General features: G+C 46.6%; 18 protein-coding genes and 1 CRISPR repeat array. Of the genes, 11 read left to right on the forward strand and 7 right to left on the reverse strand.

Annotation, left to right across the window (positions count from 1 at the left end; genetic code table 11):
* The first annotated feature begins 14 nt into the window (after window positions 1-14).
* Window positions 15-453: a CRISPR direct-repeat array (repeat unit 32 nt; unit sequence GTCGCACTCTATATGAGTGCGTGGATTGAAAT).
* Window positions 454-968: 515 nt separating this feature from the next.
* Window positions 969-2,882 carry a threonine--tRNA ligase gene (gene thrS, locus QD47_RS13145; RefSeq protein WP_044646559.1) on the forward strand — a complete coding sequence of 638 codons (1,914 nt, stop codon included), beginning with the start codon at window positions 969-971 and terminating at the stop codon, window positions 2,880-2,882.
* A gap of 200 nt (window positions 2,883-3,082) precedes the next feature.
* Here the strand turns inward: thrS and QD47_RS13150 are convergent, their stop codons facing one another.
* Entirely contained in the window at window positions 3,083-3,886 is an 804-nt protein-coding gene (locus QD47_RS13150; protein ID WP_044646560.1) for a GTP pyrophosphokinase, read from the reverse strand.
* A 264-nt stretch (window positions 3,887-4,150) separates the two neighbouring features.
* Here QD47_RS13150 and QD47_RS13155 point away from each other — a divergent pair, with 264 nt between their 5' ends.
* The 3 genes from QD47_RS13155 to QD47_RS13165 are packed head-to-tail and all read left to right on the forward strand — an operon-like array spanning window position 4,151 to window position 6,283.
* Entirely contained in the window at window positions 4,151-4,612 is a 462-nt protein-coding gene (locus QD47_RS13155) for an S-ribosylhomocysteine lyase (protein WP_025685885.1), read from the forward strand.
* Window positions 4,613-4,617: 5 nt separating this feature from the next.
* Complete coding sequence (locus QD47_RS13160; protein WP_044646561.1) at window positions 4,618-5,388, forward strand: SDR family NAD(P)-dependent oxidoreductase; 771 nt, start codon at window positions 4,618-4,620, stop codon at window positions 5,386-5,388.
* Between the two features lie 22 nt (window positions 5,389-5,410).
* Window positions 5,411-6,283, forward strand: coding sequence for a MetQ/NlpA family ABC transporter substrate-binding protein (locus QD47_RS13165; protein WP_044646562.1), 873 nt, complete (start codon window positions 5,411-5,413; stop codon window positions 6,281-6,283).
* Between the two features lie 568 nt (window positions 6,284-6,851).
* Here the strand turns inward: QD47_RS13165 and QD47_RS13170 are convergent.
* Entirely contained in the window at window positions 6,852-7,808 is a 957-nt protein-coding gene (locus QD47_RS13170) for a hypothetical protein (protein ID WP_044646563.1), read from the reverse strand.
* Between the two features lie 616 nt (window positions 7,809-8,424).
* Entirely contained in the window at window positions 8,425-10,854 is a 2,430-nt protein-coding gene (locus QD47_RS13175) for a UvrD-helicase domain-containing protein (protein WP_044646564.1), read from the reverse strand.
* 261 nt (window positions 10,855-11,115) lie between these two features.
* Here QD47_RS13175 and QD47_RS13180 point away from each other — a divergent pair, with 261 nt between their 5' ends.
* Window positions 11,116-11,970, forward strand: coding sequence for a zinc ribbon domain-containing protein (locus tag QD47_RS13180; RefSeq protein WP_044646565.1), 855 nt, complete (start codon window positions 11,116-11,118; stop codon window positions 11,968-11,970).
* A gap of 65 nt (window positions 11,971-12,035) precedes the next feature.
* The gene (locus QD47_RS13185; RefSeq protein WP_044646578.1) at window positions 12,036-12,824 is read left to right on the forward strand and encodes a TrmB family transcriptional regulator; all 789 of its coding nucleotides are present in this window, start codon (window positions 12,036-12,038) and stop codon (window positions 12,822-12,824) included.
* An 8-nt stretch (window positions 12,825-12,832) separates the two neighbouring features.
* On the opposite strand, the gene QD47_RS13190 is transcribed toward QD47_RS13185, so the two are convergent.
* Window positions 12,833-13,465, reverse strand: a complete 633-nt coding sequence (locus QD47_RS13190) for an NUDIX hydrolase (protein ID WP_044646566.1) — start codon at window positions 13,463-13,465, stop codon at window positions 12,833-12,835.
* A 174-nt stretch (window positions 13,466-13,639) separates the two neighbouring features.
* Between QD47_RS13190 and QD47_RS13195 the strand changes: the two genes are divergently transcribed.
* Both QD47_RS13195 and QD47_RS13200 read left to right on the forward strand, forming a co-directional pair.
* Window positions 13,640-13,933, forward strand: a complete 294-nt coding sequence (locus QD47_RS13195) for a hypothetical protein (protein WP_025682722.1) — start codon at window positions 13,640-13,642, stop codon at window positions 13,931-13,933.
* Window positions 13,934-14,008: 75 nt separating this feature from the next.
* Window positions 14,009-14,710 (forward strand): histidine phosphatase family protein, encoded by a 702-nt coding sequence (locus tag QD47_RS13200; protein WP_044646567.1) that lies wholly within the window; start codon window positions 14,009-14,011, stop codon window positions 14,708-14,710.
* A 106-nt stretch (window positions 14,711-14,816) separates the two neighbouring features.
* Here the strand turns inward: QD47_RS13200 and mscL are convergent, their stop codons facing one another.
* Window positions 14,817-15,311 carry a large conductance mechanosensitive channel protein MscL gene (gene mscL / locus QD47_RS13205; RefSeq protein ID WP_044646568.1) on the reverse strand — a complete coding sequence of 165 codons (495 nt, stop codon included), beginning with the start codon at window positions 15,309-15,311 and terminating at the stop codon, window positions 14,817-14,819.
* A gap of 153 nt (window positions 15,312-15,464) precedes the next feature.
* Between mscL and QD47_RS13210 the strand changes: the two genes are divergently transcribed.
* Window positions 15,465-15,908, forward strand: a complete 444-nt coding sequence (locus QD47_RS13210) for a carboxymuconolactone decarboxylase family protein (RefSeq protein ID WP_044646569.1) — start codon at window positions 15,465-15,467, stop codon at window positions 15,906-15,908.
* A 19-nt stretch (window positions 15,909-15,927) separates the two neighbouring features.
* On the forward strand, window positions 15,928-16,857 hold the full coding sequence (locus tag QD47_RS13215) for a sigma-70 family RNA polymerase sigma factor (RefSeq protein WP_044646570.1): 930 nt from the start codon (window positions 15,928-15,930) through the stop codon (window positions 16,855-16,857).
* 86 nt (window positions 16,858-16,943) lie between these two features.
* Here the strand turns inward: QD47_RS13215 and QD47_RS13220 are convergent, their stop codons facing one another.
* Together QD47_RS13220 and QD47_RS13225 are read right to left on the reverse strand one after the other, a co-directional pair.
* On the reverse strand, window positions 16,944-17,351 hold the full coding sequence (locus QD47_RS13220; RefSeq protein WP_152643806.1) for a hypothetical protein: 408 nt from the start codon (window positions 17,349-17,351) through the stop codon (window positions 16,944-16,946).
* Window positions 17,352-17,450: 99 nt separating this feature from the next.
* The gene (locus QD47_RS13225; protein WP_044646572.1) at window positions 17,451-17,897 is read right to left on the reverse strand and encodes a hypothetical protein; all 447 of its coding nucleotides are present in this window, start codon (window positions 17,895-17,897) and stop codon (window positions 17,451-17,453) included.
* Window positions 17,898-18,249: 352 nt separating this feature from the next.
* On the opposite strand from QD47_RS13225, the gene QD47_RS13230 reads away from it, so the two are divergent.
* A partial coding sequence (locus QD47_RS13230; RefSeq protein ID WP_044646573.1) for a hypothetical protein occupies window positions 18,250-19,199 on the forward strand: 950 nt, incomplete at its 3' end.

Raw genomic sequence — 19,199 nt, forward strand, 5'->3', positions numbered from 1 at the left:
ACCCATTTTTCGCTGTCGCACTCTATATGAGTGCGTGGATTGAAATTACCATGGCAAAGCAGGGCGGCAGCGGAGTGATGGTCGCACTCTATATGAGTGCGTGGATTGAAATCATCATTTCATCAATCCAGGTCGTGGTGTAGCTCCAGTCGCACTCTATATGAGTGCGTGGATTGAAATAAGCTGCCTTTTGGCTTTCAACGTCATCATTCTTTTAAGTCGCACTCTATATGAGTGCGTGGATTGAAATAGTTGCAGCTCACCGATGCCAGGATGCTGAATAGCAGGTCGCACTCTATATGAGTGCGTGGATTGAAATCGGTTAGATCATGATCGGGAGCAGCGGGAATTAATTGTCGCACTCTATATGAGTGCGTGGATTGAAATCTACAACTCACGTACGGCTGTCAGCGTGACTGTTGTCGCACTCTACATGAGTGCGTGGATTGAAATGTCATCGGCTCGCTGTTCTGTTTTCGTTGTTGGTCATGTCTCCTGTCCCATAGTGACATTATCACAGAAAAACAACTACTTACATAAACACCCTCTTGAAATAGCTGCAAGTTTCATCTATAATGCTGTAGCATATAGTAATACTCAAGGCATTGACCAAAGACATGATTTCCTTGAAGGGCCGTTCAGAGAGAAAAGACGAGGCTGAGAGCTTTTCCGGCAACCGCATGTGAAGTTACCCCTTTGTAGCCGTGACGTTGAACATGTAGCTGTGTAATGTGGCAGTGACATCAGTAAGCGCCTACCGATTTATCCCCGTTAACGGATACCAATGGAGGGTCACGCATGTCGTGCATGAACATGTTTAATGAACATGAATGTAGGCACAGGAGCGGGCCGAACTAGGGTGGAACCACGAGCTGAACGCACTCGTCCCTTGAGGGAGAGAGGCGTTTTTTTGCGTTCAATTTTGATATATAGCATGCAACCTTACAATTTGAATGGAGGCTTTAATCGTGAGTATTCAAGTAAAATTGCCGGATGGAGCCGTACGCGAGTACGAGCAGGGTGTAACTATTGCCGATGTGGCGGGTTCGATCAGCTCCGGGCTGAAAAAGAATGCAGTCGCAGGTAAAGTGAATGGGAAGGCTGTGGATCTGAACACCGTTTTGGAGCAGGACAGCGACCTGGAAATTATTACGCTGGACGGTGCGGACGGTCTGGAAATTTATCGTCACAGCACAGCGCATTTGCTGGCACAAGCCCTCAAACGCATTTATGGCGAGAAAAACGTGAAGCTGGGTATTGGTCCGGTCATTGACAGCGGCTTCTACTATGACATTGATATTGAAAACCCGTTGTCCGTTGACGATCTGGCAAAGGTCGAGAAGGAAATGGCGAAGATTACACAGGAAAATCTGCTGATTACACGTCGTGTCGTTAGCCGTGAGGAAGCAACTCGTATTTTCGGAGAGCTGGAAGATCCGTTGAAGCTGGAACTGATTCGCGATTTGCCAGAGGATGCAGAAATCACGATCTACGATCAGGGAGAATTTTTTGACTTGTGTCGCGGGCCGCATTTGCCATCTACAGGCCGCATTAAAGCTTTTAAACTGCTGAGTGTAGCAGGTGCATACTGGAGAGGCGATTCCAACAACAAGATGCTGCAACGTATCTACGGAACTGCATTCCCGAAAAAAGCACAGCTAGATGAGCATCTGCACTTGCTGGAAGAAGCGAAAAAACGCGACCATCGCAAGCTGGGTAAAGAGCTGGAGCTGTTCATGTTCTCCGAGGAAGCACCGGGTATGCCGTTCTACCTGCCTAAAGGTATGGTTGTCCGTACTGCACTGGAAGATTACTCGCGCGAAATTCAACGCCTGCATGGCTATGAGGAAGTACGCACACCGCTGATGATGAACAATCGTCTGTGGGAACAATCAGGACACTATGAGCATTACAAGGAAAATATGTACTTCTCCGAAGTCGATGAAACTACATTTGCTCTGAAACCGATGAACTGCCCGGGGCATATGCTCGTGTTTAAAAATGAGCTTCATTCTTACCGCGATCTGCCGATTCGGATTTCCGAATTTGGACAAGTGCATCGCCATGAGCTGTCCGGTGCGTTGAACGGTATGATGCGTGTTCGTACATTCTGTCAGGATGATGCGCACATTTTCGTTACTCCGGGTCAGATTGAGCAAGAGATTACAGATGTAATCAAGCTGATTAACGAAATGTATAGTGTGTTTGGCTTTGATTTTACAGTGGAGCTGTCCACACGTCCGGATGACTTTATGGGCGAGCCAGCGCTGTGGGATCAAGCGGAACAAGCTCTGCAAAACGTGCTGGATCACCTGGGCATCAACTACCGTATTAATGCGGGAGATGGAGCATTTTACGGTCCGAAAATTGACTTCCACATTCTCGATGCGCTCAAACGCAGCTGGCAGTGCGGAACGATCCAATTGGACTTCCAAATGCCAGAGAAGTTCGACCTCACATATGTGGGCGAGGACAACCAGAAGCACCGTCCAGTCGTTATTCACCGTGCCATCTACGGTTCGATTGACCGCTTCATGGGCATCCTGACAGAGCATTTTACAGGTGCATTCCCATTGTGGCTGACTCCTGTTCATGCGAAGCTGCTGCCAGTATCCGAGAACTATATCGAGACTGCCAATGAGGTGCAGGAAGCGCTGCTGCAAGCGGGTCTGCGTGTCGAAGTGGATACTCGTAATGAGAAGCTTGGTTATAAAATCCGTGAAGCGCAATTGGAGAAGGTTCCATATATGTTCGTCATCGGGGAAAATGAAAAAACAACCGGTACTGTAGCGGTCCGTAAACGGGGCGAAGGCGATCTGGGATCGCTCAGCATTGCGGACATCGTTGAGAAAATCAGCACAGAGATTCGTGAGAAGCAGTAAGCTCTGAATAAAAGAAATAGAGCAAGACAAAAAAATATAGAGCAAAAGAGCGCTCAAGCCACGATAAAAGTGGTTTTGAGCGCTCTTTATTTAATAATCAGGATTTTGTAAAATCCTCATAATGCATAATTAGCAATGCTGAGCTGAATCGAGGCTGTTGACGCCTCAGCCCAATGTTCAAGGATCATGTACACCAATGCCTAGCAGGTATGCGGCCGGGATTCGGTGTGATCCGTGGCGAGGGAGAGTGTCTTCGAAGAGGATTCCGCAGCAGTTGGCTGCTCGGGGGATTCTTCTTGCTCCTGTTCCTCGCTGAGCGACAAGATTTCGCCGCGCAGTTTTAGCATTTTCTGATCCAGTTCATAGGTTGCACGCGCAGCCTCGGATAATCCGTTAACGACATGTTCAGGCACTTTCTTATCGAACTTATAGTACAAAATATGCTCCATGCTGGCCCAGAAATCCATAGCCAGTGTGCGGAGCTGAATTTCAACCTTGATCCAGCGCGTACCTTCAAACAGAATTAGCGGAACTTCTACAATCACATGAAGGCTCTGATAGCCGTTGGGCTTGGGTTGGGCAATATAGTCCTTGACCTCCAGAATACGGATGTCTTCCCGTGTGCGCAGGTGATCCATCAGGCGATAAATATCTTTGACAAAAGCACACACGACTCGCATTCCCGCGATGTCATGAATTTCACGCAGTATATTGTCCAGGGTGACTTCATACCCTTTGCGTCGAACCTTTTCCACAATGCTGTGAGGCTCTTTGATTCGGGTCTTGATATGCTCAATCGGGCTAAAGCCGTCCATCAGCTTCCATTCGGTCTGAATCAGCTTGATTTTGTTCTTTAATTCCTCCAGAGCCAACTGATAAAGGACTGGGATTTTTCTCCATTCCTCCAGTTGCTTGGCGTTAACTCCGTTCTGCTCCAGCTGTAGCTGAAATTCCTGTAAGGGCAAAGGGACAGCATTCAAGTGCTTCCAATCCGGTTCATTCACAGGCCATTCTCCTAAGTGAGGCTTACGATGTCCTCGATCTATTTCGTAAATATGCACTACCGTATATATTGTACACTATGTCAAAACCTACAGGCAAAGGAGAAGAGGCGGAGGGAAGAAAAAAAGGATAACAATTTATATTGTAAAACCGAGTAAACCGATGTATAATTGCTGAAATGTTGATTCGAAGCATTTTTAAAAAATTACATGAAGCTCTGTTAGTCATCTATTCAATATAAATTACAGAAAAAGAGGTCGGGACAAATGGCAAAAGTAGAAAGCTTTCAATTAGATCACACGATTGTAAAAGCCCCTTATGTAAGAGCAGCCGGAGTAGAGCATGACGAAAAAGGAAGCACAGTTCAAAAGTATGACTTGAGATTTTTACAGCCAAATGAAGATGCAATTCCAACAGCCGCTGTACATACGCTGGAGCACTTGTTGGCGACGTATTTGAGAGATGAAATTAAAGGGATTATCGATATTTCTCCGATGGGATGCAGAACCGGGTTCTATTTGATTCTTTGGAACGAACATGAGCCTGAGGAAATTGCAGTCGCTTTGGAAAAAACCTTGAAAAGAATTCTGGAAACGACGGAGGTTCCGGCTGTCACGCCTTTAGAATGTGGGAACTACAAGGACCACTCTCTTTTCTCGGCGCAGGAATATGTGAAAATTGTATTGGAAGCTGGCATTAGCCGAGATCCTTTCGAAAGAGTTTTTTAAAATCTATGATTTCGATCGACTTATCTAATCAGACAGCGGTAGTGACAGGCGGCAAGTCAGGTATAGGCAAGGGAATTGTGGAGCTTTTCATGAAAAGCGGGGCTAAAGTGATTTCTGCTGATATTTCTTATGAAGAGCCGTATCGAGTGGTCAATCCGCAGTTGGTTGAAACTCATTTGGACATTTCCAAGCCGGACGATATTGAGAGATGGTGCAATGTACTGTTCAGCGAAACGGGAGTCCCTGATATATTGGTAAACTGTGCGGGCACTTCCACGATGGACTATGTCATTGATAGCGAGTTAGCAGACTGGGAGAAGGTATTTTCTATAAATTCAACTGGATTGTATGTAGCGTCCAAACGTTTTGCCAAAGAAATGGTGAACGCTCATAAGCCGGGACGAATTATTCAAATCGCTTCGCAGGCTGGAAAAAATGGATATCGGGCGATGGGGGGATATTGCGCCTCCAAACATGCGGTTCTCGGATTAACCAAGGTTATGGCGATTGAGCTTGCGCCCCAAAATATTTTGGTTAATGCGGTGTGCCCCGGCATTGTAGAAACGCCGATGAAGCATCGGGAACGGATTGAGGGGGGCGTCATTCGTGGAATGACTGCTCAAGAAATATATGAGGAAGATTGTTCTCAGGTACCTCTGGGAAGAACGGCTGAGGTGGAGGATGTCGCTAATGTGGTACTGTTTTTGGCAAGTCCGCTCTCCGCATATATGACAGGACAAGCGATTAATGTTACAGGCGGAATGACGATGCACTAGCAAGATCTGGGGGGAAGTAGAGATGAGGAAATCATTCGTTTTATTATTAGGAATCAGTTTATTATTAGTAGCTGCAGGATGTGGCAATAAAAGCTCTGACAGTAGTGGTGCCAGCTCCACTTCCGGTTCGGAAACACAGAAAATAGTCATCGGTTCCATGGGCTCGGACGCACAGATCTGGAAGCATATTGCCCAATCTCAAGCAGCCAAGGATGCCAAGCTGGATATTCAAGTGAAGGAAATTAACGGCGGGATCGAAACGAACAATGCCACCAAGGAAGGCGAAGTAGATGTAAATGCATTCCAGTCGTGGGCGTATCTCGTTACCTACAACAAGGAAAGTAAGGCGGATTTGAAGGCTATTGCCACAACCTATCTGGAGCCGATGGGCATCTACTCACAAAAATTCAAAAGCATTGATGAAGTGACGGACGGGGCTTTGGTGGCTTTGGCAGATAATCCGGCCAATACGGCAAGAGGCTTGAAGCTGTTGGAGGCGTCCGGCTTAATTAAGCTGAAAGCAGATTTTGATGATGCTTTAGGCACGGTCAATGATATCACCAGCAACCCTAAAAACCTGAAATTCGAGCTGATCGACGATAAAACAGGTCCTCGTGTGATTCAGGATGTAGGCTTGGTGCTGATCGGGAACACGATTGCTTTGGAAGGTGGCCTGAATGTACTTAAGGATTCTTTGTTCCACGAAGAGATTAGTCAGGCGACTAAAAATAATATCAATGTCCTGGTTACCTCATCCGATAAGCAAAATGACAAAGGACTTCAAAAGTTGGCAGATCTGTATCATAGCGAGGATACCCAAAAATACATTAAAGATGAATTTGGCGGCACCAAGGTAGAGGTTAAAGAGCCTGTTTCTTATTTGGAAGGAAAGTAATACTGGGAAGTAGAAGATCATAATAAGAGCAATTGAGCGATGTATAGAGGAATGACAGGATCGTCTTAACGAGATTGCATGATTGGAGTCAAAATTTCAAGACTTATCACGCTACTTGGTTTTTTAGATGCTCCCGATTTCCTCTATTTGCCCAATTTATTGATTATAAACCCAATAACACAATGTACCCAATATGCAAATAAGCGACAAAGGATAGAGCAGCCACTTGCTAACCCTATCTTTAAAAATGATTACCAAACAAACAGTACATATCCACGCGATTATCAATTGCCAGAAACCCAATGAATCAACACCTCCCCATGACAGCATACTTCGACGAAGTGAATTTTATATCCTTCTACTTGTTTTTTCATATGGAGCAAGAACTGCAAGAGTTCCAAAGATTCTGCAAGGATTATATAAAAAAGGCCAGCACATTGGCCGACCTGATCACCTAAGCCCGAAAGCTGTGGCGCTGTTCCTTATTCGATTTTCCATGATACAAATTTACTACAGCAAAAGTCCAGTGGCGGGCCATAAAGCGGTCATTTTCCAGTCAAAAATATTACTAGTCCCATTGACCAATTGTGAAATTGCTTCTCCAACTGTAATAATCTCCTGCTCCAGTCGGAGTAATACTCACTGAACCTAAAGATAGACTGAATGGAAATTCAGTAAATGAATGAGCATAAGCATTGGAGAAGCTACCTGTATAACCACCATGTGCTTTTGGTATTCTTACTTCAGTATATAAAGTTCCATATTGTTCTTTGATGGGTATTAAGCGGACTGACCCAATAGTTCCCAAAGTTTGTGATTGGTCAATATTACTAAATTCACCATCATGCCAGTTTCCATTTGCTGAACGATAAAAGAAATCGGCTTTTGACCCAAGAGCAGTAGTATGGGATTGGAAGGCATGCGCGACCTTATCTGTTAAAGTAAACCAAGGGATATTACTCCAGCTAAATTGTGTTCTGTATGAATATTTGAACTCATTACCATTTGCTGTTTTCCCCAAATATTGAATGGAAGAAGTGCCTGAAAAAGTACCGTCGTTAACAGATCCCATTGCAGATGTGCTAAACTTATCACCTTTTATTTTTACAAAATCAGCTTCTCTTATTTTGTTAATTTCAGCTTCATTTTCTGGTGTGATTATATGCTCCTTACCACTAAGATCAAAATATTTGTGAACCATTTCACTTTGGGCTAAATTAACTTTCACTCCACCCTCAGTAATGAGATAAACTTTCTCTGCCTCAGAGAGTTCATCACTTTCTTTTTTGCTATAACCCATTTCGCTTAAGATCTCGTATTGTTGTTTCTCCGTCAAAGATTTTGCATTCTCAATTGGCTCAACACGACCATCAGAAAATTTTTTAACCGTTAGATTGCTGTCAATTTTCAGTGGAGTATAGTCCATTGCCTCCATTTCTGCCGCACTAGCCACGCTAACTGAGCCTTGAGATAATGCAAGGAGTCCAACTACCACAAGCGAGAATAAACCTGTCTTATTTTTCATTTTATACCTCCAAAATGGAATTATCATGTAAATATATTCCCAATATTATCATATATATAGTATAATGATCAATTATTGGAGGTGATAATATTTTTGGTCAAAAAAATAAAATAATTAAAGTAACTTTAAGAATTGTATTTATTTTACTAATATTGGGCTGGATTTATTATTATTCAGGATCTCATCCAAGTGAAATGGCTAAATTAGTTGAAGTTCATGATGATTACTTAGTAATACAGAGTGATCCCGCTAACGGAGGTGAGATTAAAAAATTATATATCTCTTCAAAATCCGTTATCCCTCCTCTTGTTGTGGGGAAAGAATATTATTTCGTGTCTGACCAAAGGTATTTTCAACGTCCTTATATCCGTTTTGTAGAAGACTAAAACATGAAGGTTCGCTGTTGTTGTCTTTTCACCGTAACATAATGGGGATGAAATGTTCGGATTATTTCAAAAGCGTATTTCAATTTCCACTCTCTTAAAGTACTTATGGAGATGGTATAAATAGAAAATGACAGATATATAATGAACAAAAAGCACCATCATAACCATGTAGCTAGTGGTTTTGATGGTGCTTTTATACATTTTCAGGGGAAGAATGATTTAGTTTATGCCTATCTGGCCGGGATGCTGCGTGTCCCCTCCGTCATCGGGGAAGAGCAAAGCGGGCACACTGGCGGCGTGCCTGCTCCAGCCGAAGCCGTTCGGCGGGCGCCTGTCGTATCGCGCCGCATCCACGCCTTGCAGGCGTCGTCGGTGCATTTCCACACGGGCACGCTGATGCGTGGCTCCTCCCGTGTACTTGCCACCGACGAGGCCGTCCGCGCTGACCCGCTGCCTGGTCCGGGCCTGCTGCTCACGCGGGTAGCCGTGCCGGACGCGTTCGTTCCGCTGCTGGGGCGGCTACCGTGCCCGGGCGCACCCTTCGGCTGGCCGAAGCTGGTGCGCCGCGTTTCCGGCTTGGAAGCCTCAGGGGGTGTGACCCCGTAGGCTTCCAGCAGGAAACGCGACACGGCGGCAGGCTTGCCGTGGTTGGAGGCGGGGGAGGTGATGTACAGCAGCTCCTTCGCCCGGGTGACGGCCACGTAGGCGAGGCGTCGCTCTTCCTCCAGCGCCGCGTCGTTATCTACGACCGCTGCGGGGGCTGCGCCTGCCCGCCGATCCTCTGGCAGCTCGCTGTGCAACGCGGAGCTGTGCGGCAGGATGCCTTCGCTGGCGCCGATCCAGTAGACGCAAGGGAACTCCAGTCCCTTGGCCCGGTGGATCGTCATAAGGCGGACAGCATCGCTGTCTTCCTCTCTGCGCAGCGATTCCATCTGACGGTGGCGCTCGGAAAGCTCGTCCGCAAAGCTGACGAACGCCTCCACTGTGTCAAACCGCTTCGCCGCCGTTTCCAGCTCCTCCAGACTTTCCTGCATTGTTTCCTTATAATGAGTCCACGCGCCCGTATCGCCGCTTTCCAAATATTTATCGTAGAAAACGCGCCGCATTTCCTGAATGGCATAGGTCGGCTTCATCGTGGTGAGGCTACGAATCAGCCGAATACGCTCCTTCACCTGTTCACGCTGAAAGTCGCGCAGCCGATCCCAGCGGCTGAGATGGATTAACGGATATTTTTTAGCCTGCAGCTTTTCCTCGCGCATAATCCATTCCATCCCTGCTTCACGGGAGACATACAGCGGCCCAAGGGTACTCGGAATGGATTCCATCCGCCGGGGGTTCAGCGACAGACGCAGGTGATCCATCAAGGGACGAATCAGGGATTGGTCATAAAATACCGCTCCGGCTCCGTACTGAATAAACGGTACATCCCGCATGATTAATTGCTCAAAAATAGAACGGCTTCCGCTGGCTGTCCGGTGCAGAATAGCGATATCCCGGTAGCGAAGCCGACCTTCCTCTACCTGTCCGAGCAGATGTGTAACAATATGCGCTGCTTCTTCCTCCGGCCCGGAAGGCGTGGCAAACTGTGGAGGCAGGCCCTCACGTCCGGCAGCCGACAGGCGCTTGGAGCGTCGGTGGACGTTTTTGGCGACAATGTTGGAGCCCAGCCCCAAAATCCGCGCATCGCTGCGGTAATTAATATCAAGGGTAATGACCTTTGCATCCTTGTAAACCTTGTCAAACTCCAGAATGGATTCCTGACGCGCCCCGTTAAAGGTGTAGATCGTCTGGTCATCATCACCGACGACCATCAAATTGCGGTGACGGGCAGCCAATCGCTGCACCATTTCATATTGCAGGGCATTCGTATCCTGAAACTCATCGACCATGATGTGGGAAAAACGCCGCTGAAGCGGTTGAAGCACATCCGGGTCACGCAGCAGAACAGAAGCACGCAGCAGAATATCGTCAAAATCCATTTTATTACGTTCCTGTTTCCACGCTTCATAAGCGAGCATGGCACGCTTGGCATCCGATTCCTCGCGTACGGTTTCCGGCAACTCGTCCGCGCTGCGACCTTCCGCCTTCCAGGCGGAGAGGGCGGACAGCAGGCTTTCAGGCTGGAACGCCTCGCTAAGCCCGAGCTGGCGCAGCATCATTTTCATAACGGTGTGCTGGGCCTGCGTTTCGCCAAATACTTCATCCTGCACGCCGCGATGCCGCAGCATCGCCAAAGCGAACGAGTGGAAGGTACGCGCTTGGACGGCACGCGCGGCTGCCGGGCGCACACCGGGCAGTCCTGCGATGCGCAGCTTCATTTCGGCAGCCGCCTTGCTGGTGAAGGTCACGAGCAGGATAGACGAAGCAGGAACATCCCGCAGCGCCATCAGGTAGCCCGCACGGGCGGCCAACACCGTGGTTTTGCCGCAGCCTGCCCCGGCTAGTGTCAGTAGGGGGCCTTTACCATGGCGGACCGCCTGGATTTGCGGGCGATTCAAGTGAATACCCGCGTTCTCCAAAGCGCGAAAATAAGCCGAGTCGCGGTCACTGTCAGATACTAGCGTTGTGCTGGTATCCATAGAAGCACGGCGTGCCTGCGGGCTTGACGTTGAATAAGGAACCCCGATAGGACGGGAGTAAAAAGCAGGATTTGGGTCCATGATCCTGAAACCCCTTTCGTCTATAAAATCTTCCATTTTCACAAATGGGGGTAGTTTTTGGTATGATAGAGTTCTAGTCAGCATAAGCTGCTCTTGAGAACAAGACGATGGACTGAAATATATGCTGAAATGCTTACATCCTTTCAAAAGGCGATATGACCGCATTCCATTATACAGGAGTTCGAGGTTTGCCAACAGAAAAAAACTTGGGATATATGCACGGTACGGGGAAATCCGGCTGGATATAGGGAGGAAATCAATATGAAGCTGATTCAACGTATAAAGGAAGGCGCGAATCGCGCTACAGAAAAGGCACAGCATGCTGTCGAGATTAGTAAAATAAACTCACAGATTACAGCGATTCAGCAGGAAATGGATGTTCATTTTTTACGAATGGGTCAAATTTTTTATGAAGGCTACCGGGCATCCGATATGTCGGTGGCAGAAAAGGAAATGACACAGCTATCTACCGCATGTGATGAGCTTCAGGATGAAATTGACGAGCTGCGCGGCAGAATTGCAGAGCTGAAAAACGCTCATTTATGCACCTGTGGAGCTGTTGTGCCGCTGGATGCGAACTTTTGCCCGAAATGTGGGCGCAAGCTGAATGAGGGACAGGTTGCTTCCAAGCAAGTAGCTGCTGTGCGTGAAGAGGCGCCAACGGGCGTATATTCGTTTGATCTGCGCAAGCACGAAGAGCCAGCCAAGAGTGCTGAGCCTGCCCACAATAATTACGAAGAACATGAGCCGTATGATCGGCATGAACTGGAGCAGCATAAGCTGCATGAAATGCACGAACCATCCAGCTTGGAGCGCAACTATACGGTGTCCGATTTTACACCGGAAGAAAAAGCGGCCTTCGATGAAGAGTGGGAGCGTCGTCGTCAGGAAGAGCTGGAGCAAGAGCATCGCCGTCTGGAGGAGCTGGAACGTGAACGGGAGCGCCAGGAGGAGCTGGACGAGCGCATTCGATACTGGAAGGCCAACAACTCCGAGGCAGAGAAGCCGGCAACTCCGGCTGCACAGGTACGCGAGAATGTGAAATGCCAAATTTGCACAGCCGAGCTGCCCAAAGGCTCCAAGTGGTGCCCGCGTTGCGGAGCTGAACAGATTTGACGCAGCCGAACAGGCTGCCGCAGGACATGGACAGAACGCCGGGCAGCATAGGGGGAACAAAACATATGGAGCGTTTGCTGCATCATCTGCGTAATCTGGGATTTACGGAAATGGAAGCCAAGGTTATGGTCGAGCTATCGAGGCAAAATGCGTCATCCGGCTATGAAGTCGCCAAGCGTCTGGGTGCATCACGCTCCAACGTATACGCGGCTTTGCAGCGTCTGGCCGGGCAAGGGTATCTCAGGGCGAGTGCGGGAGAACCTGTGCGTTACAGCATGCTGCCATCGGGTGAGCTGACCCGGATGATTGAAGGGCAGTTGCAGGAGTCCCTGCGTGCGGTCGAGAAGGAAATGCCGAGAGCAGAGCCGGCCAAGCCGACCTTTTATAATGCGGAAGGTGACCGGAATGTACTGGAAAGCCTGACACGTGAGCTGGAACGGGCGGAGCATGAGATTGTGCTGGATTTGTGGCGTGAGGAAGCTGAACTGCTGCGGACAGAGCTGGAAAAAGCCGAAAAACGGGGTGTACGGCTGCTATGGTCCTGCGATAATGGCGAAAGTGTGCTTGGACCTTGGCTGCCGCGTGCGTCTGGCAACAACGGACAGGAGCCGTCGGGACGCAAATTTTCTTTTGTCATTGATCGGCGCTGGTGCATGCTGGGCATGCGGGGAGAGAATTGCCCGACACAGGCGCTCATTACCGAGCATCCGGTGATGACAGGACTGCTGCTGAATCATTTTGCCCAGGATCTGATTCTGTATGAGCTGGAGCATGACATGGGCAGCGAGCTGTCGACCCGGTATGGCTGGCGGTATGAGGGCATTATCGGTAAATATATGTCGGCTGGAGAATAAAATAAGAATTATAGAGCAGGAAGTTCCATCAGAGCCCGGCATATAGATGTAATGTATCCGGCCTTATGAGGAACGAATTGATCCGATGTAATCAGGCGGCGATATTGTTCGGGGTTCGGCCCCGAGGATATGCCATTGGCTTCGAGAAAAGGAATACGTCCTTCAAAGAGGGCCAGTGCTTGTTCGAGGTCTGCTTCGTACAGCCCGGCCACTTCTTCTTGCTGGAGACGATAGTGCTCCAATGGCTGGTTCGACAGCAATCCAAACACCGAACTGATCTCGCGGTCCCAAAAAGATATGCCCTGTGCGGTTCCTTTGCTCTCATAACGAACGGTCATCAGCGGTGTCAATGAGGTAAAGGGAACGTGAATGCCCAGTTCTTCCTCCAGCTCACGCGCTGCCTGAGATATATTTTCACCTGCCGTTAAATGGCCTGCTGCCGTAATGTCGTAATAGCCGGGGAAGGTGTCCTTCGTATCCTGGCGCTGTTGAAAGAGCAAGCGGCGGCCTGTTGAGGTGTCTCGTGCCAGCCAGCAGTGAAAGGTATGGTGCCAGTATCCCTTGGCGTGTGCGTCTTGGCGGGAAGCTGTGCCAAGGGGCTTATCTTCATCGTCATAGATGTCCAGAAGCTCGCTAGTCATCGTGGTTCCTCCTCATTATAAGCAGATGTAAAAAGGTCTATTTCACAGTATAACGTGTTTTCCGTCCTGACGATATGAAGGCGGCTATGGAATGTGGAGTAGGGTTTGGGGTATGCTGGGAACATGGAGATTTACGCCATAAAATAGGTATACGATCGAAAGGAGCGATTTTACATGGAATGTATCGTACATTTTCGGGTCATGCATCCGGAAGAACCCAAGGAGCTGCGCGGGCTGATTATGCTGGAAAGCGGGGGCAAGCCGGGTATCGAGCAAATCACGGATATGTTCAAAAATATGGGTTATGATGTCCGTCCGGACAACCCGGAGGAACTGATTTTCAAGCCAGTCGATGCCAGAGCGAATTATACATATATCCGGGTTATTGAGCTGGATACGGGTGAGGAAGTCTATCAGGAAGACCGGGATTTACGTGCGATTCTGGAAACCTTGCTGAATAAGCATTAAGAGATCAGGAGGGCTAACGGATAGGATGAGATCAAGCTGTCCTGTTGTCATTTCATAGGAACGGAGAAAAGAAATATGAGATTGTATATCATTCGGCACGCAGATCCCGATTATCCGAACAATACCATAACTCCGGAAGGGCACTTAGAGGCTCAGGCACTGGCCAAACGGCTTTCCAGTCATGGACTGGACCGTATTTATGCTTCTCCTATGGGGCGTGCGCTGGATACGATGCGATACACCGCCGATTCTCTCGGTATGACTCATGAAGTGGAGCACTGGACGCAGGAGCTAGGCTTGAAGCTGGAGGAAACTCCCTACGGTCGTCTCTCTCATTGGGATTTACCCGGTGAAGTGATCCGCTCTGAGGTGCCTCTGCCGACTCATGACTCCTGGAAGGAGATTTCCTATTATCAGGGAACGCAAAGTCCTGAAACGTTCGAGCAGCTAAAGCTTCATTCCGATGAATTCTTGAATCGCCAAGGCTTTGAGCGGGTTGGGGGAAAATATCGGATTCTGAAGCATACCGAAGACCGGGTGGCCGTATTTTGCCATGGCGGCTTCGGACTGACTTGGCTTGCCCATCTGTTGGAGCTGCCACTGGCCCTGGTCTGGTCCGGTTTCTGGATGCCGCCTAGTTCCGTAACCACGATCTTGTTTGATGAGCGTTCCAAGGAGTGGGCGACTCCCCGTTGCATCGGGTTTGGTGACGTCTCCCATCTATACGCAGAAGGCTTGCCCGTCAGGCCCCGTGGCATTATCACCAATTTTAGCTGATCAAGCCTTCAATACTATAATCAAAGTGGCTTAGACGTTTCATCGTCTAAGCCACTTTTGTAGTTATATGAGAGGTTCTTGACCGACGTTTCCCGGCTGAAACCAGTTAGTGTGCTTCTACGTAACCTTCCAGCTTGGAGGTGCAATGTGCGCAGCGGGTTGCAGCCTTGGGAATTTCCGACAGGCAGTGTGGGCACTCCTTGGTCGTTTTTTCTTGAGGAGGTTTTTCTTCCTCTTTACGCTTCAGCATGTTGATCCCTTTGACCAGCAGGAACACGCAGAAGGCCACGATCATAAAGTCGAGCAGAACGTTAAAAAATTGCCCGAATGCCATAACCGCAATTCCTGCTTCCTTGGCCTGTCCCAGAGTCATGCGAGTGCCGTCTGTGTTATAAGGCTCGGTAGCACCGACTGCATAATATAAATTGGCAAAATCCACTCCGCCCAGAAGCTTACCAATCGGAGGCATAATAATATCATTCACTACAGAAGTGACAATCTTGCCAAAAGCTCCACCGATGATAACACCGACCGCGAGATCAATCACGTTTCCTCGTACAGCAAATTCCTTAAACTCCTTAATAAAACCTTTTCCGCTCATGTGAGTGCTCACCTTCTTTACATAAAATCATTTATCTATAATACATGCTATGTCAATTGAGGGCAATTCCAGATTCTTTCAATTATACTTCTGTCACAAATCCACAGGTTCATTTGTCTTCTAAGTGTAAACCAATGATGGAGGCGATGTGTCGTGAGTTTAAGATTGAATTACAGAGCAGTGAGTCCAAGTACGTTTAAGGTAATGATGGAGATGGAAAAATATATTTCCGGACGTTTTACAGACAAGGTGCTGTACGAGCTGCTGAAAATCAGAGTATCCCAGATTAACGGGTGTTCTTATTGTTTGGACATGCATGCCAAGGATCTACTGAAACTGGGGGACTATGGTGATCACATTTTGCAGTTGGCCCTATGGCGGGAAGTTCCTTTGTTCACGGAAAAAGAACGTGCTATGCTTGAATTAGCTGAAGCGGTTGCCCGCATTTCTGAACAAGGGGTACCTGCGGATTTGTATAATCGGGTCAGAGAACATTTTACCGAGGAAGAATATATGGACTTAATCATGGCTGTTAACGTCATTAACAGTTGGAACCGGATTGCTATTGCAACGGGAATGTATCCGGGTAGTCTTTAATCGAACAGGGGGCCATACTTTGACTGGCAAAGAACACGGAATTGAACAAGAATCGGCAGATTTAAGTCTGGAGGAGCTATATCAAAGATATCGTAAATATTCTTTTGCCATTGCTTATCGAATGCTTGGGACAGTGACGGATGCCGAGGATGTAGTTCAAGACTGCTTTGTCGAGTTGAAGAAAAAGCCCTTGTATGACTTACAGAATCCCAAAGCCTATGTAGCCAAAATGACGATGAATCGGTGTCTGAATCTTCTGAACTCTGCCCGTAAGCAAAGGGAGACGTATGTTGGACAGTGGCTGCCGGAGCCGCTTGGTGAGAGCGCAGATCTTCCAGCGGATTGGTTGGAGCGTAAAGATATGATATCTTACGCTTTTCTGGTTCTGCTGGAGCAGCTCAAGCCGATGGAACGGGCTGTTTTTGTGCTCAGGGAAGCTTTTCAATATGACTATAAAGAGATCGCGGAATTACTGGGAAAGACAGAGAGTAATTGTCGTCAACTGTTCAGTCGCTCCCGCCGTATTCTCGCTTCCGAGGAATCTGCCCATGCCGATTCGGTTAGCAGCAGTACGATGAACCCTTCCAGAATAAAGGTGCTGGAACGTTTTACAGCCGCCTTTCTCGCCTACGATGTTAGCGCTATGCTGGAGCTACTGGCTGAACAGCCCGCATTTGTGGCAGATGGCGGAGGCAACGTGCATACGGTGATGCGACCGATGGTCGTGCGCAAGGGCGTCCTCGCTCTGTTAACCTCTCGTCGTGTATTAACCGTATTACGGGAGAGAGAGCTGGTCCGCACCGTCATCAATGGTGAGGTACAGCTCGTATTCTTGAAAGAAGGTACAGTGAGGGAGGTCTTATGCATCAGTCTGGCACCGGACGGGGAGCATATTCAGGATTTTTACTTGATGATCAATCCGGACAAGCTGGGGCATATTCGTGTATGAGCTGAAAAAGGCGACAAGCTATGTGTCTGTGGCTATTATAATTCAATAAAAAGGATCTGCCCGCTAAATAATGGCAGATCCTTTTGCTAATTAGTGGATAAATGATCTTCTGCATCAGTAAGTAAGAATGTCGATAGGTCTTTAAACATGGATTGTCTTTCAAGACTGATTAGCAGGTACTTTGCATTAACATGTTCAGGCATAATTTGATCTGTATATTCCTTGAATTCGTTAAAAGTGGGTGGATTTTCTGAAAATAAACTTTCTTCAGAGATATTAAAATGTTTGAGCTTGCTCGTTAATTTATTGATCATCTCGCTGTTTTCATTAATATATTCTCTTAAATCTGACTTCATTCTATGATTGAAAATAATTAGAATGTCATTTATTATGCTAGATTGTTCTTCATGAATATCATGATCAAGTAAATACATAAAATAGGGATATGTATCCCCATCAATAAACATTTTCATTAATTTTATTTGGTATTTCAATAATTGAATCATCTCATCTGTATTATTCAGGAGATATCACCTATTCTTTAATAGATTTGAGCCGTAGATAAAGAATGAACATCATTATTTTAACTTAGATTACAGAACAAAACCAGAAATTGCGTAAGTTATAACTCTGGCAAACCCTTGAGGAATTCCACACTGGAAGATTAAAAAATCGAGTAGCCTTTGTTCAAGTTGATTAGTCGTAGACTCCAAAAAGTCTGCAATTTTATCAGCATGTTGAAGGACATATTTGGCTTCTTTTGAGCTTACGCCTAAAAAGTCCAAAAGATCATCGAGGGCTTTACCTCCATGTCTAAGTGCAAAAACAAGGGCATCCTTCTTTAGGCCCTGTGTTTCTATAGTTCCTTGAGTAGATTGAGGGTTGTTGTCAATTACATTAGTCAAGGGTACAGTGCTAGTGACTTTGGATTGCGGAATCTCTTCTTTTTCTGAGGCGAAAGCGTATGTAGGAGCTAAAGTAGAGAAACCAATTGCGACAGTTAGTATAGTTTTAAATAACTTATTTTTGATTGGATTCATTTTTACTCTCCTTTTGCTCATTCTTTATCTACAGATAATATATTATTTTAAAATATGGTTATTGTAAATATATCCATGTAAAAATTATTCATATTTATTTATCTATTCTCAATTTATTGATTGAATCTAGAAAGAAGATGGAGGCAATTGTTTCATTTGACGCAGTTGGATTAGCTTGGATACATATCATATATTAACGGTTTTTCTTAATTTTAAAAATCAGCATATTTTGCAAATAATAACCTTGGGTATAATTGACAGCATGTTCATTGGGGGCTTACAATCAAGTTATTATGTGAAAAACAGGATGATATAGACAGCTCTGTATATCTCAGTGTGAGGAGGAGAGCAGGTGAAAAATGGTATAGATATTCGCTCAGAAATAAAAAAATGCATTCAGGAAGCAGGCTATACTTTACGCGGATTTTCCAAAGCATCAGGCATTTTCGAGTCCCATCTTAGCATGGTGCTGAATAATTATCTTATGCGGCCTCTAGGTATGACTCACTTGGATAGAATTAACCAGACCTTGGGAAAGCCTGAAGGCTGTTTCTACGATTTGTATGTAGACGAGTGTTTCATATCTGGAAAACCACACCGAAGTCGGGTGAAACCATTCATGCTTCGATGTGCGGAGCTTGGGAAACAGAAGGAGATCAATCAAGTGCTTTCCCGTATGATGGACGACTTGGACAAGCTTCCACTTGTATTTGAGATCGCAGAAGAAATTTATGCTGGTGGAAACCCACAAGGAGCTGTTCCGTTCTACGAGTGTGTAGCGGAGAATGAGAGGCACCAGCATGATGAAAATCTGGCGATCAGTCAGTATCGGCTTTTCAGGACGGCTCTTGGGAAGGATAACGATGCGAATTTGAAAGCGGTTATTCGTTTTGAGCCTTATAGGAATCGTGTTCCTGAGAATTACCAATTGGATGGTTTGTTACAAATGATTAATGTGTACTTTAATTTAGGGATGTGGAAAGAAGTCGAGTTTTTTTCAGAGGAACTCTGTAATTTGTCGGAAACTTTGTATCGCTTGGATTTACATAAAAGATTAAAATCAAAAAAATATGAGCCTTTACAAACGGAACGTCATTTAGTTGTTTATTACGGTTATAGTTCTCTTATGCCATCTGTATCTCTGGAAAATCAGGGTAAGTACCAAAAAGCATTAGATCTTATTGCTAATTACGCTGATCTAAGCTGGTTTGAAAATTTAGGTGAAGTGGGAGAAAAAGAGGTTGCTAAATTTACCATGTGGGCTGAGGCAAACCGTTACACTCTTCATTTGTTGCTAGGAAA

The sequence above is a fragment of the Paenibacillus terrae genome (genome assembly GCF_000943545.1).
GTDB classification, from domain to species: domain Bacteria; phylum Bacillota; class Bacilli; order Paenibacillales; family Paenibacillaceae; genus Paenibacillus; species Paenibacillus terrae_A.

Bases quoted from the DNA above. Each gene is read 5' to 3' on its own strand.
- QD47_RS13155 (WP_025685885.1), top strand. From the start codon at position 4,151: ATGGCAAAAGTAGAAAGCTTTCAATTAGATCACACGATTGTAAAAGCC.
- QD47_RS13160 (WP_044646561.1), top strand. From the start codon at position 4,618: ATGATTTCGATCGACTTATCTAATCAGACAGCGGTAGTGACAGGCGGC.
- QD47_RS13165 (WP_044646562.1), top strand. From the start codon at position 5,411: ATGAGGAAATCATTCGTTTTATTATTAGGAATCAGTTTATTATTAGTA.
- QD47_RS13170 (WP_044646563.1), bottom strand. From the start codon at position 7,808: ATGAAAAATAAGACAGGTTTATTCTCGCTTGTGGTAGTTGGACTCCTT.
- QD47_RS13175 (WP_044646564.1), bottom strand. From the start codon at position 10,854: ATGGACCCAAATCCTGCTTTTTACTCCCGTCCTATCGGGGTTCCTTAT.
- QD47_RS13180 (WP_044646565.1), top strand. From the start codon at position 11,116: ATGAAGCTGATTCAACGTATAAAGGAAGGCGCGAATCGCGCTACAGAA.
- QD47_RS13185 (WP_044646578.1), top strand. From the start codon at position 12,036: ATGGAGCGTTTGCTGCATCATCTGCGTAATCTGGGATTTACGGAAATG.
- QD47_RS13190 (WP_044646566.1), bottom strand. From the start codon at position 13,465: ATGACTAGCGAGCTTCTGGACATCTATGACGATGAAGATAAGCCCCTT.
- QD47_RS13195 (WP_025682722.1), top strand. From the start codon at position 13,640: ATGGAATGTATCGTACATTTTCGGGTCATGCATCCGGAAGAACCCAAG.
- QD47_RS13200 (WP_044646567.1), top strand. From the start codon at position 14,009: ATGAGATTGTATATCATTCGGCACGCAGATCCCGATTATCCGAACAAT.
- mscL (WP_044646568.1), bottom strand. From the start codon at position 15,311: ATGAGCGGAAAAGGTTTTATTAAGGAGTTTAAGGAATTTGCTGTACGA.
- QD47_RS13225 (WP_044646572.1), bottom strand. From the start codon at position 17,897: ATGAATCCAATCAAAAATAAGTTATTTAAAACTATACTAACTGTCGCA.